The 20,760-nt window shown below is 50.8% G+C and carries 23 protein-coding genes and 1 tRNA gene; 15 read left to right on the top strand and 9 right to left on the bottom strand.

Going from position 1 to position 20,760, the window contains the following annotated elements:
• The first annotated feature begins 59 nt into the window (after nucleotides 1-59).
• Genes frdA through frdD form a run of 4 tightly spaced genes read left to right on the top strand, consistent with a single transcriptional unit; the run spans nucleotide 60 to nucleotide 3,353 of the window.
• Nucleotides 60-1,850: a fumarate reductase (quinol) flavoprotein subunit gene (gene frdA / locus AACS05_RS01725; protein ID WP_045438896.1), complete on the top strand. Its 1,791-nt coding sequence runs from the start codon at nucleotides 60-62 to the stop codon at nucleotides 1,848-1,850.
• The gene (frdB, locus tag AACS05_RS01720) at nucleotides 1,843-2,577 is read left to right on the top strand and encodes a fumarate reductase iron-sulfur protein (protein ID WP_045438893.1); all 735 of its coding nucleotides are present in this window, start codon (nucleotides 1,843-1,845) and stop codon (nucleotides 2,575-2,577) included. Before frdA ends, frdB begins: the two co-directional genes overlap by 8 nt.
• Nucleotides 2,578-2,587: 10 nt before the next feature.
• Nucleotides 2,588-2,983, top strand: a complete 396-nt coding sequence (gene frdC / locus AACS05_RS01715) for a fumarate reductase subunit FrdC (RefSeq protein WP_045438890.1) — start codon at nucleotides 2,588-2,590, stop codon at nucleotides 2,981-2,983.
• Between the two features lie 10 nt (nucleotides 2,984-2,993).
• Nucleotides 2,994-3,353, top strand: a complete 360-nt coding sequence (frdD, locus tag AACS05_RS01710; protein ID WP_045438887.1) for a fumarate reductase subunit FrdD — start codon at nucleotides 2,994-2,996, stop codon at nucleotides 3,351-3,353.
• A 41-nt stretch (nucleotides 3,354-3,394) separates the two neighbouring features.
• Here frdD and ampR read toward each other — a convergent pair whose 3' ends face one another.
• Nucleotides 3,395-4,267 (bottom strand): LysR family transcriptional regulator AmpR, encoded by an 873-nt coding sequence (gene ampR / locus AACS05_RS01705; protein ID WP_404842350.1) that lies wholly within the window; start codon nucleotides 4,265-4,267, stop codon nucleotides 3,395-3,397.
• A 134-nt stretch (nucleotides 4,268-4,401) separates the two neighbouring features.
• Between ampR and blaCMY the strand changes: the two genes are divergently transcribed.
• Nucleotides 4,402-5,547, top strand: coding sequence for a CMY-2 family class C beta-lactamase (gene blaCMY, locus AACS05_RS01700; RefSeq protein ID WP_045438880.1), 1,146 nt, complete (start codon nucleotides 4,402-4,404; stop codon nucleotides 5,545-5,547).
• A gap of 94 nt (nucleotides 5,548-5,641) precedes the next feature.
• Nucleotides 5,642-6,175, top strand: a complete 534-nt coding sequence (locus AACS05_RS01695; RefSeq protein WP_045438873.1) for a lipocalin family protein — start codon at nucleotides 5,642-5,644, stop codon at nucleotides 6,173-6,175.
• Here AACS05_RS01695 and sugE read toward each other — a convergent pair.
• Nucleotides 6,172-6,489, bottom strand: a complete 318-nt coding sequence (sugE, locus tag AACS05_RS01690; protein WP_045438872.1) for a quaternary ammonium compound efflux SMR transporter SugE — start codon at nucleotides 6,487-6,489, stop codon at nucleotides 6,172-6,174. The genes AACS05_RS01695 and sugE overlap by 4 nt on opposite strands.
• A gap of 256 nt (nucleotides 6,490-6,745) precedes the next feature.
• On the opposite strand from sugE, the gene AACS05_RS01685 reads away from it, so the two are divergent.
• Nucleotides 6,746-7,345, top strand: coding sequence for a helix-turn-helix transcriptional regulator (locus AACS05_RS01685; RefSeq protein WP_045438869.1), 600 nt, complete (start codon nucleotides 6,746-6,748; stop codon nucleotides 7,343-7,345).
• A 30-nt stretch (nucleotides 7,346-7,375) separates the two neighbouring features.
• Here the strand turns inward: AACS05_RS01685 and ecnB are convergent, their stop codons facing one another.
• From ecnB to efp, 3 genes are all read right to left on the bottom strand, one after another.
• Entirely contained in the window at nucleotides 7,376-7,522 is a 147-nt protein-coding gene (gene ecnB, locus AACS05_RS01680) for a lipoprotein toxin entericidin B (RefSeq protein ID WP_003025482.1), read from the bottom strand.
• Nucleotides 7,523-7,629: 107 nt separating this feature from the next.
• Entirely contained in the window at nucleotides 7,630-7,764 is a 135-nt protein-coding gene (gene ecnA, locus AACS05_RS01675; RefSeq protein ID WP_045438864.1) for a lipoprotein antitoxin entericidin A, read from the bottom strand.
• Between the two features lie 57 nt (nucleotides 7,765-7,821).
• The gene (efp, locus tag AACS05_RS01670; protein WP_005120972.1) at nucleotides 7,822-8,388 is read right to left on the bottom strand and encodes an elongation factor P; all 567 of its coding nucleotides are present in this window, start codon (nucleotides 8,386-8,388) and stop codon (nucleotides 7,822-7,824) included.
• A 41-nt stretch (nucleotides 8,389-8,429) separates the two neighbouring features.
• On the opposite strand from efp, the gene epmB reads away from it, so the two are divergent.
• Nucleotides 8,430-9,458, top strand: coding sequence for an EF-P beta-lysylation protein EpmB (epmB, locus tag AACS05_RS01665; RefSeq protein WP_045438859.1), 1,029 nt, complete (start codon nucleotides 8,430-8,432; stop codon nucleotides 9,456-9,458).
• A gap of 99 nt (nucleotides 9,459-9,557) precedes the next feature.
• Here the strand turns inward: epmB and AACS05_RS01660 are convergent, their stop codons facing one another.
• The 3 genes from AACS05_RS01660 to AACS05_RS01650 form a co-directional block, all read right to left on the bottom strand.
• Nucleotides 9,558-9,911: a DUF4156 domain-containing protein gene (locus tag AACS05_RS01660; RefSeq protein ID WP_045438856.1), complete on the bottom strand. Its 354-nt coding sequence runs from the start codon at nucleotides 9,909-9,911 to the stop codon at nucleotides 9,558-9,560.
• A 252-nt stretch (nucleotides 9,912-10,163) separates the two neighbouring features.
• Nucleotides 10,164-11,810: a chaperonin GroEL gene (gene groL, locus AACS05_RS01655; RefSeq protein ID WP_045438854.1), complete on the bottom strand. Its 1,647-nt coding sequence runs from the start codon at nucleotides 11,808-11,810 to the stop codon at nucleotides 10,164-10,166.
• A gap of 43 nt (nucleotides 11,811-11,853) precedes the next feature.
• Nucleotides 11,854-12,147: a co-chaperone GroES gene (locus tag AACS05_RS01650; RefSeq protein ID WP_000027827.1), complete on the bottom strand. Its 294-nt coding sequence runs from the start codon at nucleotides 12,145-12,147 to the stop codon at nucleotides 11,854-11,856.
• Nucleotides 12,148-12,425: 278 nt separating this feature from the next.
• Between AACS05_RS01650 and yjeH the strand changes: the two genes are divergently transcribed.
• Nucleotides 12,426-13,673, top strand: coding sequence for an L-methionine/branched-chain amino acid transporter (gene yjeH, locus AACS05_RS01645; protein WP_045438850.1), 1,248 nt, complete (start codon nucleotides 12,426-12,428; stop codon nucleotides 13,671-13,673).
• A 32-nt stretch (nucleotides 13,674-13,705) separates the two neighbouring features.
• On the opposite strand, the gene AACS05_RS01640 is transcribed toward yjeH, so the two are convergent.
• A complete protein-coding gene (locus tag AACS05_RS01640; RefSeq protein WP_045438843.1) occupies nucleotides 13,706-14,185 on the bottom strand; it encodes an FxsA family protein in 480 nt (159 codons plus the stop codon).
• Between the two features lie 337 nt (nucleotides 14,186-14,522).
• On the opposite strand from AACS05_RS01640, the gene aspA reads away from it, so the two are divergent.
• From aspA to AACS05_RS01610, 6 genes are all read left to right on the top strand, one after another.
• Entirely contained in the window at nucleotides 14,523-15,959 is a 1,437-nt protein-coding gene (gene aspA, locus AACS05_RS01635) for an aspartate ammonia-lyase (RefSeq protein WP_040232935.1), read from the top strand.
• Between the two features lie 115 nt (nucleotides 15,960-16,074).
• Nucleotides 16,075-17,376, top strand: coding sequence for an anaerobic C4-dicarboxylate transporter (locus AACS05_RS01630; protein WP_045438837.1), 1,302 nt, complete (start codon nucleotides 16,075-16,077; stop codon nucleotides 17,374-17,376).
• Between the two features lie 128 nt (nucleotides 17,377-17,504).
• Entirely contained in the window at nucleotides 17,505-17,852 is a 348-nt protein-coding gene (gene cutA / locus AACS05_RS01625; RefSeq protein ID WP_045438833.1) for a divalent cation tolerance protein CutA, read from the top strand.
• Complete coding sequence (locus AACS05_RS01620; protein WP_045438829.1) at nucleotides 17,828-19,531, top strand: protein-disulfide reductase DsbD; 1,704 nt, start codon at nucleotides 17,828-17,830, stop codon at nucleotides 19,529-19,531. The genes cutA and AACS05_RS01620 overlap by 25 nt, the downstream gene beginning before the upstream one ends.
• A gap of 35 nt (nucleotides 19,532-19,566) precedes the next feature.
• A complete protein-coding gene (locus tag AACS05_RS01615) occupies nucleotides 19,567-20,142 on the top strand; it encodes a transcriptional regulator (RefSeq protein ID WP_045438826.1) in 576 nt (191 codons plus the stop codon).
• Nucleotides 20,143-20,345: 203 nt separating this feature from the next.
• Nucleotides 20,346-20,421, top strand: a tRNA-Phe gene (locus AACS05_RS01610).
• The last annotated feature ends 339 nt before the right edge of the window (nucleotides 20,422-20,760 follow it).

Raw genomic sequence — 20,760 nt, 5'->3', positions numbered from 1 at the left:
AATCAGATTAAGCATCTGATTCAGACAGGGATGAAATAACAACAATCTGGAGGAATGTCGTGCAAACCTTTCAAGCCGATCTTGCCATTATAGGCGCCGGTGGCGCGGGATTACGTGCTGCAATTGCTGCTGCGCAAGCAAATCCCAACGCTAAAATCGCACTGATCTCAAAAGTGTACCCAATGCGCAGCCATACCGTTGCTGCCGAAGGCGGCTCTGCTGCTGTCGCGCAGGATCATGACAGCTTTGACTACCATTTTCACGATACGGTAGCAGGCGGAGACTGGCTGTGTGAGCAGGATGTCGTGGATTACTTTGTCCACCACTGCCCAACTGAAATGACGCAACTGGAACAATGGGGTTGCCCATGGAGCCGCCGTGAAGACGGTAGCGTCAACGTACGTCGCTTCGGCGGCATGAAAATTGAGCGTACCTGGTTTGCCGCGGATAAAACCGGCTTCCATATGCTGCATACTCTGTTCCAAACTTCTTTGCAGTTCCCTCAAATTCAGCGTTTTGACGAACATTTCGTTCTGGATATCCTGGTTGATGACGGTCATGTTCGCGGCCTGGTTGCCATGAACATGATGGAAGGCACTCTGGTACAAATCCGTGCTAACGCAGTGGTGATGGCAACGGGCGGCGCAGGCCGTGTATACCGTTACAACACCAACGGCGGCATCGTAACTGGTGACGGTATGGGTATGGCGCTGAACCACGGCGTTCCGCTGCGCGATATGGAGTTCGTTCAGTATCACCCGACTGGTCTGCCAGGATCCGGTATCCTGATGACCGAAGGCTGCCGTGGTGAAGGCGGTATTCTGGTCAACAAAGATGGCTACCGTTATCTGCAGGACTACGGCATGGGCCCGGAAACTCCGCTGGGTGAGCCGAAGAACAAATATATGGAACTGGGTCCGCGCGACAAAGTTTCTCAGGCTTTCTGGCATGAATGGCGCAAAGGCAACACCATCTCCACTCCGCGTGGCGATGTCGTTCACCTCGACCTGCGTCACCTCGGCGAGAAAAAACTGCTCGAACGCTTACCGTTTATCTGCGAACTGGCGAAAGCCTACGTGGGTGTCGATCCGGTTAAAGAACCGATCCCGGTACGTCCGACCGCACACTACACCATGGGCGGTATCGAAACCGATCAGAACTGCGAAACTCGCATTAAAGGTCTGTTCGCTGTCGGTGAATGTTCATCTGTAGGTCTGCATGGTGCTAACCGTCTGGGCTCTAACTCCCTGGCTGAACTGGTGGTCTTTGGTCGTCTGGCCGGTGAACAAGCGATGGAACGTGCGTCTACAGCGAGCACCGCTAACGATGCAGCACTAAATGCGCAGGTTGCCTCCGTTGAACAACGTCTGAAAGATCTGGTTAACCAGGAAGGTAACGAGAACTGGTCGAAGATCCGCGACGAAATGGGCATCTCCATGGAAGAAGGTTGCGGTATCTACCGTACACCAGAACTCATGCAGAAAACCGTTGATAAGCTGGCTGAACTGCAGGAACGCTTCAAACGCGTACGTATCACCGACACTTCCAGCGTCTTCAACACTGACCTGCTGTACACCATCGAACTGGGTCACGGTCTGAACGTTGCTGAATGTATGGCGCACTCTGCTCTGGCGCGTAAAGAATCACGCGGCGCGCATCAGCGTCTGGATGAAGGCTGCACCGAGCGTGACGACGTCAACTTCCTTAAACATACCCTCGCCTTCCGCGATGCTGATGGCACAACTCGCCTGGAATACAGCGACGTGAAAATCACCACTCTGCCGCCAGCTAAACGTATGTACGGTGGCGAAGCGGAAGCAGCCGATAAGAAGGAGAAGGCGAATGGCTGAGATGAAAAACCTGAAAGTTGAGGTGGTGCGCTATAACCCGGAAGTGGACACCGCACCGCACAGTGCTTTCTATGAAGTTCCTTATGATGAAACAACGTCACTGCTGGATGCGTTGAACTACATCAAAGATAACCTGGCACCGGACCTGAGCTATCGCTGGTCTTGCCGTATGGCTATCTGCGGCTCCTGCGGCATGATGGTCAACAACGTGCCTAAACTGGCGTGCAAAACCTTCCTGCGTGAATACACCAACGGCATGAAGATTGAAGCGCTGGCTAACTTCCCGATTGAACGCGATCTGGTCGTCGATATGACGCACTTTATCGAAAGTCTGGAAGCTATCAAGCCGTACATCATTGGTAACCCGCGTACACCGGATCAGGGTCCAAACACCCAGACTCCGGCGCAGATGGCGAAGTATCATCAGTTCTCCGGTTGCATCAACTGTGGTCTGTGCTACGCAGCGTGCCCGCAGTTCGGCCTGAACCCTGAGTTCATTGGACCGGCCGCGATTACGCTGGCACATCGTTATAACGAAGATAGCCGCGACCATGGTAAGAAGGAGCGTATGGCTCAGTTGAACAGCCCGAACGGTGTTTGGACCTGTACTTTCGTGGGCTATTGCTCCGAAGTCTGCCCGAAACACGTCGATCCGGCTGCGGCCATTCAGCAGGGTAAAGTAGAAAGTTCAAAAGACTTTCTTATCGCAACCCTGAAACCACGCTAAGGAGTGCAAGATGACGACTAAACGCAAACCCTATGTGCGGCCAATGACGTCCACCTGGTGGAAAAAGCTGCCATTTTATCGCTTTTACATGCTGCGCGAAGGTACAGCGGTTCCGGCAGTCTGGTTCAGTATTGAACTGATTTTCGGTCTGTTTGCTCTCAAGCATGGTGCTGAATCCTGGATGGGCTTTGTCGGCTTTTTGCAAAACCCGGTAGTGGTGATCCTCAATCTGGTTGTTCTGGCAGCAGCGCTGTTGCATACCAAAACCTGGTTTGAACTGGCACCGAAAGCTGCCAACATCATCGTAAAAGACGAAAAAATGGGGCCAGAGCCGATCATCAAAGGTCTCTGGGTAGTTACTGCGGTTGCGACCGTAGTCATTCTGTATGTTGCCCTGTACTGGTAAGGAGTCCGGGATGATTAATCCAAATCCAAAACGCTCTGACGAACCCGTATTTTGGGGCCTGTTCGGTGCAGGTGGTATGTGGGGCGCAATCATTGCGCCGGTAGTGGTTCTGCTGGTTGGCATTATGCTGCCGCTGGGGCTTTTCCCGGGCGATGCGCTGAGCTATGAGCGCGTGCTGGCATTTGCCCAGAGCTTCATCGGACGGGCATTTCTGTTCCTGATGATCGTTCTGCCGCTGTGGTGCGGTTTACACCGTATGCACCATGCCATGCATGACCTGAAAATCCACGTGCCAGCTGGCAAGTGGGTATTCTACGGTCTGGCTGCAATCCTGACGGTAGTAACAGCGATCGGTATTCTGACTATCTAATCACATGCGTGACTTATCAGGCCCGCCACTGGCGGGCCTTTTTATTTGTGCACAACACCGGTTAACCAACGGGAAAACTCGCACATGGCAGGCGTCTCCGGGCGGGATTGTAAACGCGTTATCCAGTAACTCCCCAGATCAATCTGCGTTGAAAACGGCTGTACTATACGTTCACTGTTCAGCAAATGAGTGAACATTCTTACGGGGGCAATAGCAACGCCCATCCCTGCCTGCGCCGCTTCCAGCATCGTGACAGACGAATCAAACACTATCACGTTATGCGTTGGTGAAGGGGGAAGTTCCCCCGCAGCCTGCATCCAAAGGGCCCATTCATCACGGCGGTAAGATCGTAATAGCGGAAATTTCAGGACATCCGTAGGGACCTGAATCTGAGATGCCAATGCAGGTGAGCAAAGCGGAGACATCGGAGCACTACATAAGTATTGCGCATCAGTATCGTGCCAGGCACCACCACCGTAGCGAATAGTGTAATCCAGTCCCTCAGCGGCAGGATCCACGCGATTATTGTGGGTGGAAAGATGCAAATCAATATGCGGGCAACTCCGCTTAAAATCGGCCAGTAAAGGAAAAAGGCAACCAACCGCAAAGGTACCCACCACACCAATCTTAAGCTTTTCCTGGATCTGATTGCGGGCAAAACGGTCCAGCGTCCCCGCAATACGATCAAAAGAGTCATTAAGTACAGGTAACAGACTTTCACCTTCTGTTGTCAGCATCAACCCCCGTGAAACTCGAACAAAAAGCTGACAATTTAGTTGTTTCTCCAGCGCTTTCACATGCTGGCTGATGGCGGAATGCGTAACATTCAGCTCAATCGCTGCGCGGGTAAAACTGAGATGTCTGGCGGCCGCTTCAAAAGCCCGCAGCGAATTAAGTGGGATATAGCTACGCATGGTCATTGTTCCCGTTAGAAAAACTTATATCTGCTGCTAAATTTAACCGTTTGTCAACACAGTACAAATCAAACAAACTGAGCGCGTCTGATGGGCCCGGACACCCTTTCGCTTTTTATTACGGAAATAATTTCATGATGAAAAAATCGTTATGCTGTGTGCTGCTACTGACAGCATCTTTCTCAACGCTTGCCGCCTCGAAAACAGAACAACAGATTACCGATATCGTTAATCGCACCATCACACCACTGATGAAAGAACAAGCGATTCCGGGTATGGCCGTGGCAATCATCTACCAGGGAAAACCGTATTATTTTACCTGGGGTAAAGCTGATATTGCCAATAATCGCCCTGTTACACAGCAAACGCTGTTTGAACTCGGATCGGTCAGTAAAACCTTCAATGGTGTGCTGGGTGGCGACGCTATCGCTCGCGGTGAAATCAAACTTAACGATCCAGTCACCCGATACTGGCCCGAACTGACAGGCAAACAGTGGCAGGGTATCAGCTTGCTGCACCTGGCCACTTACACAGCAGGTGGCCTGCCGCTTCAAATACCCGACGAAGTGACTGATAAAGCCGCATTGCTGCACTTCTATCAAAACTGGCAGCCACAATGGGCTCCGGGAGCTAAGCGTCTCTACGCCAACTCCAGTATTGGCCTGTTTGGTGCACTGGCTGTAAAACCTTCGGGAATGGGTTATGAAGAGGCGATGACCAACCGCATCCTACAACCATTAAAACTAAAGCATACCTGGATTACTGTTCCTCAGAGTGAGCAAAAGGATTACGCATGGGGCTATCGCGAAGGCAAGCCCGTGCATGTTTCTCCGGGTCAACTTGATGCCGAAGCGTATGGTGTAAAATCCAGTATTATGGATATGGCTCGCTGGGTTCAGGTCAATATGGACGCCAGCCACGTGCAGGAGAAAACCCTCCAACAGGGCATCGAGCTTGCGCAGTCACGTTACTGGCGTATTGGCGAGATGTACCAGGGGTTAGGCTGGGAGATGCTGAACTGGCCAGTGAAAGCCGACATAGTTATCAACGGCAGCGACAGCAAAATCGCTTTGGCTGCGCTTCCGGCCGTTGAGGTAAACCCACCCGCACCTGTAGTAAAAGCCTCGTGGGTACATAAAACGGGTTCGACTGGCGGATTTGGTAGCTATGTTGCCTTCATCCCGGAAAAAAATCTTGGCATCGTGATGCTGGCAAACAAAAGTTATCCTAACCCTGCCCGCGTAGATGCGGCCTGGCGCATCCTCGAAAAACTGCAATAACTGAGTTTGAGGTCCGAATCTTCGGGCCTCCTTTCTTCCTCTACTTTTCCTGCCGTCATCTACACTTAACAAAAAATACAGCAAGGAAAATCCCATGCGCATTCTGCCTGTCGTTGCTGCAGTCGCGGCTGCATTTCTGGTTGTTGCTTGCAGTACCCCCACTCCGCCAAAAGGCGTTACCGTTGTGAACAACTTTGATGCCAAACGTTATCTCGGAACCTGGTATGAAATCGCGCGCTTCGACCATCGTTTTGAGCGAGGGCTGGATAAAGTCACCGCGACCTACAGTTTGCGTGATGATGGTGGTATCAACGTGATCAACAAAGGCTACAACGCAGACCGGGGTATGTGGCAAAAAACGGAAGGTAAAGCTTATTTTACCGGGGAACCTTCACGTGCCGCACTCAAAGTCTCATTCTTCGGCCCGTTTTACGGAGGGTATAACGTAATTGCTCTCGACAGAGAGTATCGGCATGCGCTGGTCTGTGGTCCGGATCGCGACTACCTGTGGATCCTTTCGCGTACCCCTACTATTTCAGATGAGATGAAACAGCAGATGCTGGCAATCGCAACCCGAGAAGGGTTCGATGTGAATAAACTGATTTGGGTAAAACAGCCTGGCGCTTAATGGGTGCTGAGCTTCAGACCAACAATTCCGGCAACAATCAACCCAAGACTCAACAAACGCGCCGGGCTGGCGGATTCACCGAGTAACAGAATACCGGTAATAGCAGCCCCCACCGCACCAATACCGGTCCAGACGGCATAGGCCGTCCCAACCGGCAGTGTTCTCATCGCCCACGAAAGCATGGCGATACTGACGATCATTGCCACCACGGTAATGATGCTCGGCGTCAGGCGGGTAAAACTATGGGTATACTTCAAGCCAATCGCCCATACAACTTCGAGCAGTCCAGCAATGAGTAAAATGATCCAGGACATATAAGGCTCCAGAACAATGGGGCCGTCCCCGGTGAAAGAAGCGTTTGCAGGCCGTCCTGCAAAGCAGAAGTATGAAAAGGCATTTTTGCCCGAGAGAAAATGAATTTCAACCTTTTTATTAACTGCCTACTTAAAGCAAGAATTAAGCACAATTAGCAGCGTAGTTCCCGCATTTGGCTCACATTGGATTTATCTATGATGAAGGGCTTTCTGAATTCAGGAAGCCGTGTGCCCCTCTTCTGAATGCGAAAAGTTTATGCTTAAAATTTTAGTGATTGACCGATGCCACTACACCCGCACAGGGTTAGAGGCCTTGCTCAATCATTCTGGGATGTTCAACTCTTCATTTCTGGTGTCAGGAATTAATAATCTCCTGCTGGCAAAAGAGCATATTTTGCAGTGGAAGCCACATCTGGTGATCGCCGATTTATACAGTTTTCTCAGCGATGCTCATTCCAGTCCGCCGATAGCACCTTTTTTTATGAGTTGTGGCATGATCCCCCTGATCCTGCTGCGACCAGGAGATCGAGAGCACATACCCGCCCACAACCCTCAATATTCAGTCCACTCGGTATTATCCAAACGCGCCACGCTGGCCGAATTGTCAGACAACATTCAGGATGCATTACATGTTCGCCCCACGTTAGAGACAGCAAAAAACGTTACACCATTGCTTACGCCGCAGGAGGAAAAAGTATTGTCGATGTGGATGGATGGCGTGGGTAACAATGAGATAGCAGCAGCACTTTGTATTCATGGCAAGACGGTCTACACCTATAAACGCAATATCCGAATGAAACTGCATTTGGGAAACCGTTTCTCACCGTTTCTGTCACTGCCGGAGAAAATGAATTAACGGTACGACACAACGTCGTACCGTTCATGGTTATTGCTGGGCTTTGGTCGCTGCACCAGAAATGGCACTACCACCTTCAGAAATATCCTGCCCTACGCCTCGCGTGGTATTACACGCGGTTAATACAGAAGAAAGTACCAACACAGAAAAGATCGCAGCAATTGTCTTTTTAACCATAACGTCTTCCTTTTCTAGCCAATATTGTTTGTGTATAGCTACTTAATGATAGACAAGATCCGAAAGGTTGACGGATAAACGGGCGTTTTTAAGACAATATGAGAAGATCAGCTAGCGGCGTGAGAGATTGAATTACCAAGGTGTTTGATATCTTCACCGAAGCCACGCGCAGTGTTACAGCCCGTCAGGAGAGTGCTGGTGAAAAGGATGAACATTACAAGACCGAGAAGACGTTTCATCATTCCTGCCCTGGAAAAAGTATGGCGCAGCAATCTGCGCCATAGATCAAATAGGATGTATTACTTAACGCGGGAAACGTATTCGCCTGAACGCGTATCCACTTTGATCACTTCGCCGATCTGTACGAACAGCGGAACTTTAACTACAGCACCAGTGGACAGAGTAGCCGGTTTGCCACCAGTACCTGCGGTGTCGCCTTTCAGACCTGGATCAGTTTCGATGATTTCCAGCTCAACGAAGTTCGGCGGGGTCACAGAGATAGGCTGACCATTCCACAGGGTCACGATGCACTCAGCCTGATCCAGCAACCATTTAGCGCTGTCACCTACCGCTTTCGCGTCAGCTGCAAGCTGTTCGAAAGTAGAGTTGTTCATGAAATGGTAGAATTCACCATCGTTGTACAGGTAAGTCAGGTTCATATCTACAACGTCTGCGCCTTCAGCGGAGTCAGTAGATTTGAAAGTTTTCTCTACACGAGTACCGGTCAGCAGACGGCGCAGCTTAACGCGCGCGAAAGCCTGGCCTTTACCCGGTTTAACGAATTCACTGGCTTCAACCGCATAAGGTTCGCCGTCCATCATGATTTTAAGACCGGCACGAAAATCGTTGCTATAGTAAGTCGCCATAAGGCCCTCTGAAAATTGTTAACTGGTAGCTAAGCCACAAAATGGCGCATATTGTAACCCTAAACACCCCATCCAGAGAAGATTGGTTAGTACAACTTGCCGATGTTCTCACCGATCCGGATGAACTATTACGTCTTTTGAATATAGACGCTGATGAAAACTTGCTCGCAGGTCGCGAGGCAAAACGTCTTTTTGCTCTACGCGTACCGCGATCGTTTATCGCTCGTATGGAGAAAGGTAACCCCAACGATCCCCTGCTGCGTCAGGTACTCACCTCACAGGATGAATTCGTCGCCGCACCTGGATTCTCTACTGACCCGCTGGATGAACAGCACAGCGTCGTGCCAGGATTGCTGCATAAATACCGCAATCGGGCGTTACTGCTGGTAAAAGGCGGCTGCGCGGTAAACTGCCGTTACTGTTTCCGTCGCCATTTCCCTTATGCCGATAATCAAGGGAATAAGCGTAACTGGCAGGTCGCATTAGATTACATCGCCACCCACCCGGAACTCGATGAAATTATCTTTTCTGGTGGCGATCCGCTAATGGCCAAGGATCATGAACTGGACTGGTTGCTAACGCAACTGGAAGCCATTTCGCATATAAAACGTCTGCGTATTCACAGCCGTCTGCCGATTGTTATCCCGGCACGTATCACGGAAAAGCTGGCAACCCGGTTCGAACAATCACGTCTGCAAGTTCTGCTGGTAAATCATATTAACCACGCTAACGAAATCGATGAAGAATTTCGTCAGGCGATGACCCGATTGCGCAAAGCGAACGTCACGCTGCTCAACCAAAGCGTATTGTTGCGTGGTGTAAATGATAACGCGCAAACGCTGGCCGATCTCAGCAATGCACTGTTTGATGCGGGAGTGATGCCTTATTACCTGCACGTACTGGATAAGGTACAGGGAGCTGCCCACTTTATAGTCAGTGACGATGAAGCGCGGCAAATCATGCGCGAACTGTTGACGCTGGTGTCAGGTTATATGGTGCCCAAACTGGCACGCGAAATTGGCGGGGAGCCAAGCAAGACACCGCTGGATTTGCAATTAAGACAAAACTGATAATACCCGTCGAGGCTACGCTTATCAGGCCTACGGTCACTTGCACCTGTAGGCCTGATAAGACGCTTTAGCGTCGCCATCCGGCAACGCCAGCGTTTATCAGTTAGGGCACTTATAAACCTGACCAATCATCTCACTGGCAGTCGGGACAAAACTGGATAGCATCCCTTGCGATGGGCTGCTGACACCATAAATCACGTTACCGCCCATTGCCGCAGCCTGGTTACGCAGGTCATTTGCCGCACCGCGCATAGAGCCACCTTCTTCGCCATGCTGACCAGAAAGCCAGTTGCTTTGTTTACCGGTCGCAGTACCAACCAGTTGACACTCTGCGCCTGGCTTCTCTTCGACAAAGCGTACGCTTTGTCCGGCTGAACTCAGTTCGTTGCTGGAGCTACAACCCGCCATCAGTAGCGCGGCACCAACGATCCCTGCTAAATATTTCACGTGCATGTTATTCCCCATAATCAATGAGCTGGACCTTTTGTCCGTAGCTGAATCATATACTAAAAAGATGACCAAAAGAAAAACCCCCGGACATTTCTGTCTGGGGGTTTTTCATTTATGGGAGATGAACACCCAAATCATTCTGGTTGCAGCAAGGCGGCAAGTTTGTTTATCCCCGGGAGCTTACTAGAGTAAGCAACAGGGGTTAGCAAACGCAGCCAACACATCTGCAACCTGAAGGATGCAGGGTGTGGGCAATTACATCATGCCGCCCATTCCACCCATGCCGCCCATTCCACCAGCAGCACCTAAGTCAGGCGCATCGCCTTTCGGCAGGTCGGTAACCATGCACTCGGTGGTGATCATCAGACCCGCAACAGAAGCCGCGTACTGCAGAGCAGAACGGGTTACTTTGGTCGGATCCAGAATACCCATGTCGATCATGTTGCCGTATTCTTCAGTTGCAGCGTTGTAACCGTAGTTACCGTCGCCTGCTTTCACAGTGTTAGCCACAACAGACGGCTCTTCACCGCAGTTCAGAACGATCTGACGCAGCGGAGCTTCCATTGCGCGCAGCGCAACTTTGATACCCACGTTCTGGTCTTCGTTCTGGCCACGCAGTTCGCTCAGTTTGGACGCTACGCGAATCAGCGCTACACCACCACCAGCAACAACACCTTCTTCTACCGCAGCACGGGTAGCGTGCAGGGCATCTTCAACGCGTGCTTTCTTCTCTTTCATTTCAACTTCGGTAGCAGCACCTACTTTGATAACTGCAACACCGCCTGCCAGTTTCGCTACGCGCTCCTGCAGTTTTTCACGGTCGTAGTCGGAAGTTGCTTCTTCGATCTGCTGGCGAATCTGAGTCACACGCCCCTGGATTGCCGCTTCTTCACCCACGCCATCAATGATGGTGGTGGTGTCTTTGTTGATCACAACGCGTTTTGCCTGGCCCAGGTCTTCCAGGGTCGCTTTTTCCAGTTCCATACCGATCTCTTCAGAGATAACGGTACCACCAGTCAGAGTAGCGATATCCTGCAGCATCGCTTTACGGCGATCGCCGAAGCCAGGAGCTTTAACTGCAGCCACTTTCACGATACCACGCATGGTGTTCACAACCAGCGTAGCCAGTGCTTCGCCTTCAACATCTTCAGCGATGATCAGCAGCGGTTTGCCAGCTTTAGCAACGGCTTCCAGAACCGGCAGCATTTCGCGGATGTTGGAGATTTTCTTATCAGCCAGCAGGATGAACGGGCTTTCCAGCTCTACAGCACCTGTTTCCGGCTTGTTGATGAAGTAAGGGGACAGGTAGCCGCGGTCAAACTGCATACCTTCAACCACGTCCAGTTCGTCCTGCAGACCGGTACCGTCTTCAACGGTGATCACGCCTTCTTTACCGACTTTATCCATCGCTTCTGCGATCAGCTTACCTACGGTTTCGTCGGAGTTAGCGGAAATAGTACCAACCTGAGCAATAGCTTTAGAGTCGGAGCACGGTACGGACAGTGCTTTCAGCTCTTCAACCGCAGCAGCAACAGCTTTGTCGATACCACGTTTCAGATCCATCGGGTTCATACCCGCAGCAACAGCTTTCAGGCCTTCAGTGATGATAGACTGAGCCAGAACGGTCGCGGTGGTGGTACCGTCGCCTGCAGCGTCGTTCGCTTTAGAGGCAACTTCTTTCACCATCTGTGCGCCCATGTTTTCGAACTTGTCTTCCAGCTCGATTTCACGTGCTACAGAAACACCATCTTTAGTAATGGTTGGTGCACCGAAAGATTTATCCAGAACTACGTTACGACCTTTCGGGCCGAGGGTAACTTTCACTGCGTCTGCCAGTACGTTTACGCCGCGCAGCATTTTCACACGAGCGTCGTTACCGAATTTTACGTCTTTAGCTGCCATTTTCTCTTTCCCTTAAATTCGTATGTTCAGTGTCGTTCGCGGATTAAGCTTCAACAATCGCCAGAATGTCGCTTTCAGACATGATCAACACTTCTTCATTGTCGATCTTCTCAGATTTAACACCGTAGCCATCGTTGAAAATTACGATATCGCCGACTTTTACGTCCAGCGGCTGTACAGTACCGTTGTCCAGGATGCGACCCTTACCGACAGCGATGATTTCGCCACGAGTTGATTTACCCGCTGCAGAACCGGTCAGTACGATGCCGCCAGCAGATTTGGATTCAACTTCTTTACGTTTGACGATCACACGATCATGTAACGGACGAATACTCATTGATAGCTCTCCTTTGAGAAAGTCTTTATCAGTTATGGGTGACGCCGGCCCGTAAACGGTTTCCCGGCTAGTGCCCAGAGAGATGGGGATGAGAATTTGTGCCTTCAAGGGGGCAAGCGAAAAAAAATTTATATCAGGATAAAATCCCGTCAAAACACCGACGCACCTCACATTTCATAACGATTTCTGCCATCTCGTCATAAGCAAATCCGATTGTGATAACATCGAAAAACTGCGTAGTTGCCTGACTTTCAGGCATAACCGGACAATAACTAATTATGAGTGGACTGAAACAAGAACTGGGGCTGGCTCAGGGTATCGGCTTGTTATCGACATCATTACTCGGTACGGGCGTATTTGCCGTCCCCGCACTGGCAGCGTTAGTCGCTGGCAATAACAGCCTGTGGGCATGGCCAGTTCTCATCGTTTTAGTCTTTCCCATCGCCATTGTCTTTGCCGTACTCGGTCGCCATTTCCCCAGCGCGGGTGGTGTGGCGCATTTCGTCGGAATGGCTTTTGGCCCACGTCTGGAACGCGTCACCGGCTGGCTATTTTTATCGGTTATTCCCGTTGGCCTCCCTGCTGCACTCCATATTGCTGCCGGATTCGGTCAGGCGATGTTTGGCTGGCATGGTTGGCAACTGTTGCTGGCAGAACTCGGTACGTTGGTCCTGGTGTGGTACATCGGTTCACGCGGTGCCAGCTCCAGCGCTAACCTGCAAACGGTGATTGCCGGGCTGATTGTTGCTCTTATTGTCGCTATCTGGTGGGCTGGAGAGCTAAGGCCGGGCGAAATCCCCTTCCCTTCTGTCAGTAATATTGAACTTCCCGGATTGTTCGCGGCGCTGTCGGTAATGTTCTGGTGTTTTGTCGGCCTTGAAGCGTTTGCACACCTGGCGTCCGAATTCAAAAACCCCGAGAGAGATTTCCCGCGCGCGCTGATGACAGGCCTGCTGCTGGCCGGTACCGTTTACTGGGCGTGTACGGTGGTAGTACTCCATTTCGGTGCTTACGGTGAGCAGATGGCTGCGGCGGCTTCACTGCCCGAAATTGTCGTGCAGCTGTTTGGCGTGCAAGCGCTGTGGGTAGCCTGTGTCATTGGTTATCTGGCCTGTTTTGCCAGCCTGAATATTTATATTCAGAGTTTCGCCAGACTGGTGTGGTCACAAGCACAATATAAACCGGACCACTATCTGGCTCGCCTGTCCCCTCGTCATCTTCCGCGCAATGCGCTGAACGCAGTGTTGGGCTGCTGCGTGGTCAGTACATTGTGCATTTATGTGCTGCAAATCAATCTCGACGCATTAATCGTCTACGCTAACGGCATCTTTATTATGATCTATCTACTGTGCATGCTGGCAGGATGTCGATTACTGAAAGGACACTATCGCGCTTTAGCGGTTATTGGTTGTCTGCTGTGCCTGCTGTTGCTGGCTATGGTCGGTTGGAAGAGTATGTATGCGTTGATTATGCTGGCAGCACTGTGGCTGTTTTTACCCAAGCGGAAGCAGGCTGAGGCCCGGTAAGCTTAGCGCTACCGGGCGATCATTTCAGAGAGTTAATCCCGACGATCATCGTCTTTATGGTCAAGGCGGTTGCGATCGTCGTCTTTGCGTTGAAATTCCCCGTCAAACGTCTCACCACCGCCGGTTCCGGCGCCAAAACCGCCACCAGGCATACGAGAAAAACGCAGGTGCGGCAGGAGCTTCATGGTCAGATGCTTCTGTACTGGGGGTAATAAAAGAAGAAGACCAAGGAAGTCGGTGAAGAAGCCAGGAAGCACCAGCAGCAAGCCAGCAATAATCAGCGACACGCTTTTAATCATTTCTGCTGCGGGGCTTTCACCTGCCGCCATCTTTTGCTGCATCAGCAGAAAATTCTTGAACCCTTGGTTGCGTACCAGCGACATCCCGATGACCGAAGTGAAGATAACCAGGAGCAGGGTCATCAGAACGCCTAACACATGGGCGACCTGGATAAAGATAGAAATCTCAATGTAAACATAAAGAAAGATGGCAAGTAATGGTATCCAGCGCAAAGGACTCTCCTGTAAATAACAGCCGTTTTCGCAACGCCTGTCTGAATGGTTGTGCGACTCGCATTAGTCAGATGTTGAGGTCGTTAGCAAAATTTCAAGCTGTTTGTACACTTATATTTGGTATTAATCCTAAAGGGGTGATCTATTTCACATAATAATAAATAAGGGGTAAATTCCACACTTTAAGTGATCCAGATTACGGTAGAAATCCTGAAGCAGCATATGATCTCGGGTATCAGACCGATGCAGGGGATAATCGTCGGTCGAGAAACAATCGAAATCACATATATCCTGTGTGTTTAGTAAAATCATTGGCAGCTTGAAAAAGAAGGTTCACATGTTAAACAACATTCGTATCGAAGAAGATTTGTTGGGTACCAGGGAAGTTCCAGCGGACGCCTACTACGGTGTTCATACTCTGAGAGCGATTGAAAACTTCTACATTAGCAATAACAAAATCAGTGATATTCCTGAATTTGTTCGCGGTATGGTAATGGTTAAAAAGGCAGCGGCCCTGGCCAACAAAGAGCTGCAAACCATTCCTAAGAGTGTGGCAAATGCCATTATCGCGGCGTGTGATGAAGTCCTGAATAACGGAAAATGCATGGATCAGTTCCCGGTAGACGTTTACCAGGGCGGTGCGGGTACCTCCGTCAACATGAATACCAACGAAGTGCTGGCCAATATCGGTCTGGAACTGATGGGTCACCAGAAAGGTGAATATCAGTACCTGAACCCGAACGACCACGTGAACAAATGTCAGTCCACCAACGACGCTTATCCGACCGGTTTCCGTATCGCTGTTTACGCATCTATCATCAAACTGATTGATGCTCTGAACCAGTTGCGCGAAGGCTTCGAACAAAAAGCCGTTGAATTCCAGGACATCCTGAAAATGGGCCGTACCCAGTTGCAGGATGCTGTACCGATGACCCTCGGTCAGGAATTCCGTGCTTTCAGCGTACTGCTGAAAGAAGAAGTGAAAAACATTGGTCGTACCGCAGAGCTGCTGCTGGAAGTTAACCTCGGCGCAACAGCAATCGGTACTGGTCTGAACACACCGAAAGAGTACTCTCCGCTGGCAGTGCAAAAACTGGCTGAAGTTACTGGTTTTGCCTGCGTTCCGGCTGAAGACCTGATTGAAGCAACCTCCGACTGCGGCGCATACGTTATGGTGCATAGTGCACTGAAACGTCTGGCTGTGAAGATGTCCAAAATCTGTAACGACCTGCGTTTGCTCTCCTCTGGCCCACGTGCTGGTCTGAACGAGATCAACCTGCCGGAATTGCAGGCTGGCTCTTCCATCATGCCGGCAAAAGTGAACCCGGTTGTTCCGGAAGTCGTAAACCAGGTATGCTTTAAAGTCATCGGTAACGATGTCACCGTCACCATGGCGTCTGAAGCAGGTCAGCTGCAGCTGAACGTAATGGAACCGGTAATCGGCCAGGCAATGTTCGAATCTATCCATATTCTGAGCAACGCTTGCTACAACCTGCTGGAAAAATGCGTTAGCGGCATCACCGCTAACAAAGAAGTGTGTGAAGCATTCGTATACAACTCCATCGGTATCGTCACCTACCTCAACCCGTTCATCGGTCACCACAACGGCGACATCGTCGGTAAAATTTGTGCCGAAACAGGTAAGAGCGTACGTGAAGTTGTCCTGGAGCGCGGCCTGTTGACCGAAGCAGAACTGGACGATATCTTCTCTGCACAAAACCTGATGCACCCTGCTTATAAAGCAAAACGTTATACTGATGAAAGCGAACAGTAATCGTGTAGGGTAGTACCAGAGAAGGCACGTCATGATGACGTGCCTTTTTTCTTACTCGAAGTTACTTAAAAACAACAATTTAATATCAACTTGTTAAACAACAAGGAAGGCTAATATGATAGTTTTAGAACTTATCATCGTTTTGCTGGCAATCTTTTTGGGTGCCAGACTTGGGGGTATCGGTATTGGATTCGCAGGTGGGCTGGGTGTTCTGGTTCTCGCCGCTATCGGCGTAAAACCGGGTACAATTCCGTTCGACGTTATTTCCATTATCATGGCGGTTATCGCAGCCATTTCAGCCATGCAGATTGCCGGTGGTCTGGACTATCTGGTTCATCAGACTGAAAAACTGCTGCGCAAAAACCCGAAATACATCACGATCCTTGCTCCTATCGTGACCTATTTCCTGACTATCTTTGCTGGTACAGGCAACATCTCTCTGGCAACGCTGCCGGTTATCGCTGAAGTGGCGAAGGAACAAGGGATCAAACCTTGCCGTCCTCTGTCTACTGCGGTGGTTTCTGCACAGATTGCGATTACCGCATCACCGATCTCCGCAGCCGTGGTTTATATGTCTTCCGTAATGGAAGGTCATGGAATCAGCTACATCCACCTGCTGTCTGTGGTCATTCCATCCACCCTGCTGGCGGTTCTGGTGATGTCTTTCCTGATCACCGCACTGTTCAACTCCAAACTGTCTGACGACCCGGTTTACCGTAAACGTCTGGAAGAAGGTTTGGTCGAACTGCGCGGCGAAAGACAAGTTGAAATCAAAGCAGGTGCGAAGACCTCCGTATGGTTGTTCCTGCTGGGTGTAGTTTGTGTAGTCGTTTATGCCATCGTCAACAGCCCAAGCCTCGGCCTGGTCGCTAAACCGCTGATGAACACCACTAACGCAATTCTGATCATCATGCTGAGCGTCGCGACGCTGACCACGATTATCTGCCGCGTTGAAACTGACGCTATCCTGAACTCCAGTACCTTCAAAGCCGGTATGAGCGCCTGTATTTGTATCCTGGGTGTGGCATGGCTGGGTGATACCTTCGTATCTCACAACATCGACTGGATCAAAGATACTGCAGGTAGCGTGATTCAGGGTCATCCGTGGCTGCTGGCCGTCATCTTCTTCTTTGCTTCTGCACTGCTGTACTCTCAGGCAGCAACGGCTAAAGCACTGATGCCGATGGCTCTGGCACTGAACGTTTCTCCGCTGACGGCTGTAGCATCTTTCGCCGCCGTTTCTGGCCTGTTCATTCTGCCAACTTACCCAACGCTGGTTGCTGCGGTTCAGATGGATGACACCGGTACAACCCGCATCGGTAAATTCGTCTTTAACCATCCGTTCTTCATCCCTGGTACTCTGGGTGTGGTTCTGGCGGTTTGCTTCGGCTTCTTGCTGGGCAGCTTCATGCTTTAAGTTTTACCTGCAGGGCGTGCAAGCGCCCTGCAGTTCTTTCCCCTCACCTCGCTTTAACTAACATCCTTCCCTCGTCCGTTGTATAGTGACCCTTCTCTTGCTGGTTACTCTGTTCTTTCAAGGTGTTTATGCTTGATGTAAAGAGTCAGGATATCCCCATCCCCGATACCGTTGTGGTGCTCTGCACCGCCCCGGACGAAGCAACAGCCCAGGATCTGGCCGCTAAAGTGCTGGCTGAAAAACTGGCCGCCTGCGTAACACTTCTGCCTGGCGCGACCTCCCTCTATTATTGGGAAGGCAAGCTTGAGCAGGAATATGAAGTCCAGATGATTTTAAAAACCGCAGTAACGCATCAGCAAGCCCTTCTCGATTGCCTGAAGTCTCATCACCCGTACCAAACCCCTGAGCTTCTGGTTTTACCCGTCACTCATGGAGACTTTGATTACCGCTCATGGCTCAACGCATCCTTACGCTGATCCTGCTGCTGTGCAGCACATCCACCTTTGCCGGATTATTCGACTCGCCTGGCCGCTCGCAGTTCGTCCCTGCCGATCGGGCATTTGTTTTTGATTTCCAGCAAAACCAACACGACCTGAACCTCTCCTGGCAGGTCAAGGACGGCTACTATCTCTATCGTAAACAGGTAAGCATTACGCCATCTCAGGCCAGTATTGCCGAAGTAAAACTACCGCCAGGTATTTGGCATGAAGATGAGTTTTACGGCAAGAGTGAAATTTACCGCCAGCAGTTGAACATTCCGGTTACGGTAAATCAGGCCACATCTGGCGCTACAATCACGGTCACTTATCAGGGTTGTGCCGACGCCGGATTTTGCTATCCGCCGGAGACCAAAACCATACCGTTAAGCGAAGTTGTCGCTCTTACAGATACAACACCAGTCACGGTATTGCCGGAAGAAAAATCACAGCCAGAGCCAGAGACCGAGCTTCCCTTTTCCGCCCTGTGGGCATTGTTGATCGGAATTGGCATCGCCTTTACGCCTTGCGTACTACCGATGTATCCGCTGATATCCGGCATAGTACTGGGTGGGAAGCAACGCTTATCAACCGGGAGAGCGCTGCTGCTGACCTTCATCTACGTGCAGGGAATGGCGCTCACCTACACCGCGCTGGGTCTGGTCGTTGCAGCGGCAGGCCTACAGTTCCAGGCTGCACTACAGCATCCTTATGTACTGATTGGCCTTGCCGTCATCTTTACACTGCTGGCTCTGTCGATGTTTGGTCTGTTCACGCTGCAGCTACCTTCTTCACTGCAAACGCGGCTCACGCTGATGAGCAATCGCCAGCAAGGCGGCTCTCCCGGAAGCGTGCTTGCGATGGGAGCGATTGCAGGGCTGATCTGTTCTCCTTGCACCACCGCACCACTGAGCGCAATTTTGCTTTACATCGCCCAGAGCGGAAACATGTGGCTGGGAGGCGGCACGTTGTACCTGTATGCACTAGGGATGGGGTTACCCCTAATGCTAATTACCGTATTTGGTAACCGACTTCTGCCCAAAAGCGGCCCATGGATGGAACATGTTAAAACAGCTTTTGGGTTTGTCATCCTTGCGCTCCCCATATTTCTGCTTGAACGCATTACCGGCGACGAGTGGGGAATACGCTTGTGGTCACTGCTGGGCGTCGCATTCTTTGGCTGGGCATTTATCACCAGTCTACAGGCGAAGCGTACGTGGATGCGTATCGTCCAAATCATTCTGTTAGCTGGCGCTCTGGTGAGCGTGCGTCCGTTACAGGACTGGACGTTTGGTGCTCCACATGCGCAAACTCAGACACATTTGAACTTCACTAAAGTAGCATCGGTGGAAGAATTAAATCAGGCTCTGGAGCAAGCTAAAGGTCGCCCGGTCATGTTGGATCTGTACGCAGACTGGTGCGTTGCCTGTAAAGAATTTGAGAAGTACACCTTCAGTAATCCGCAGGTTCAACAAGCCTTAGGCGATACGGTACTGTTGCAAGCAGATGTCACAGCAAACAGTGCGCAGGATATCGCTCTGCTAAAACATCTACAGGTATTAGGATTGCCAACGATCTTGTTTTTTGATGCGCAGGGTAAAGAACATCCGGACGCCCGCGTTACCGGCTTTATGGATGCCGCAACCTTCAGTGCGCATTTGCACAATCACCAACCGTGAGCAACACTTGCAAAAGGAAAACGGAGGAGAATACCGTGCAACGTGAAGATGTCCTGGGAGAAGCCCTGAAATTACTTGAGGTTCAAGGTATAGCCAATACCACGCTGGAAATGGTGGCTGAACACATTGATTATCCCCTTGATGAGCTACAGCGTTTTTGGCCCGATAAAGAAGCCATTTTGTATGACGCGCTACGTTACCTCAGTCAACGAGTGGATATCTGGCGACGTCAGCTTCTGCTGGATGATACCCTGAGTGCTGAGCAGAAACTCCTGGCACGCTACAACGCCCTTGCCGAATGCGTGAGCAACAATCGCTATCCAGGCTGCCTGTTCATTGCTGCCTGTACGTTTTACCCCGACCCAGAGCATCCTATCCATAAGTTAGCTGGACAGCAAAAAAAAGCGGCACATGACTTTACCCACGAACTGCTGACTATGCTGGAAGTTGACGACCCGGCGATGGTTGCCAGGCAGATGGAGCTGGTGCTGGAAGGCTGTCTCAGCCGCATGCTGGTCAATCGTAGCCATGCGGACGTGGAAACGGCACACCGCCTGGCTGAAGATATCCTGCGCTTCGCCCAATGCCGCCAGGGTGGTGCGCTGACTTAAGCGTGCATTCCTGTCCACGATGAAATAAACGGGTATTGCGCATTGGGAAAAAAGTGCAGACACGGTTTAAATCGCATCAGACCGGTGGATTTGTGCAAACTTCAGGCAAAAACGCACAGATTGCCGTAATATTAAGCGGTTGAACAGCTTTTCCTGAAATTTGATTGACTGGCAGACGTGAATACGGTTTAATGCGCCCCGTTGCCCGGATAGCTCAGTCGGTAGAGCAGGGGATTGAAAATCCCCGTGTCCTTGGTTCGATTCCGAGTCCGGGCACCACTATTTAAAGAACCCAGCCTATGGCTGGGTTTTTGCTTTTCAGCATATCCCTGATATTTATCCGTCATCAACACGCCATGCTTCCCCCTTCAACCAGCGCAACTAACGCGCAAATTTTGCCGATACAGTTACCGTACAACATGATAAGCAGCTGTAGAGATCTATAAAAACAAGTGTAACTGTCCCTGTACAGCAATACGGGTACATACATGACGGGTATCAGAAAGATATGTGTATTTACGCGCACTGATATCTGTCTGTAGGGTAGTACGGTAGAGGAAAAAGAGACGGTTTTATTGATCCCGGCGGGATAAAGAGGGGCAAAACAGTGCCGGACGG

The sequence above is a fragment of the Citrobacter sp. S-77 genome, assembly GCF_963864895.1.
Taxonomy (GTDB): domain Bacteria; phylum Pseudomonadota; class Gammaproteobacteria; order Enterobacterales; family Enterobacteriaceae; genus Citrobacter; species Citrobacter murliniae.
This window is presented reverse-complemented; position numbering and strand designations above follow the sequence as displayed.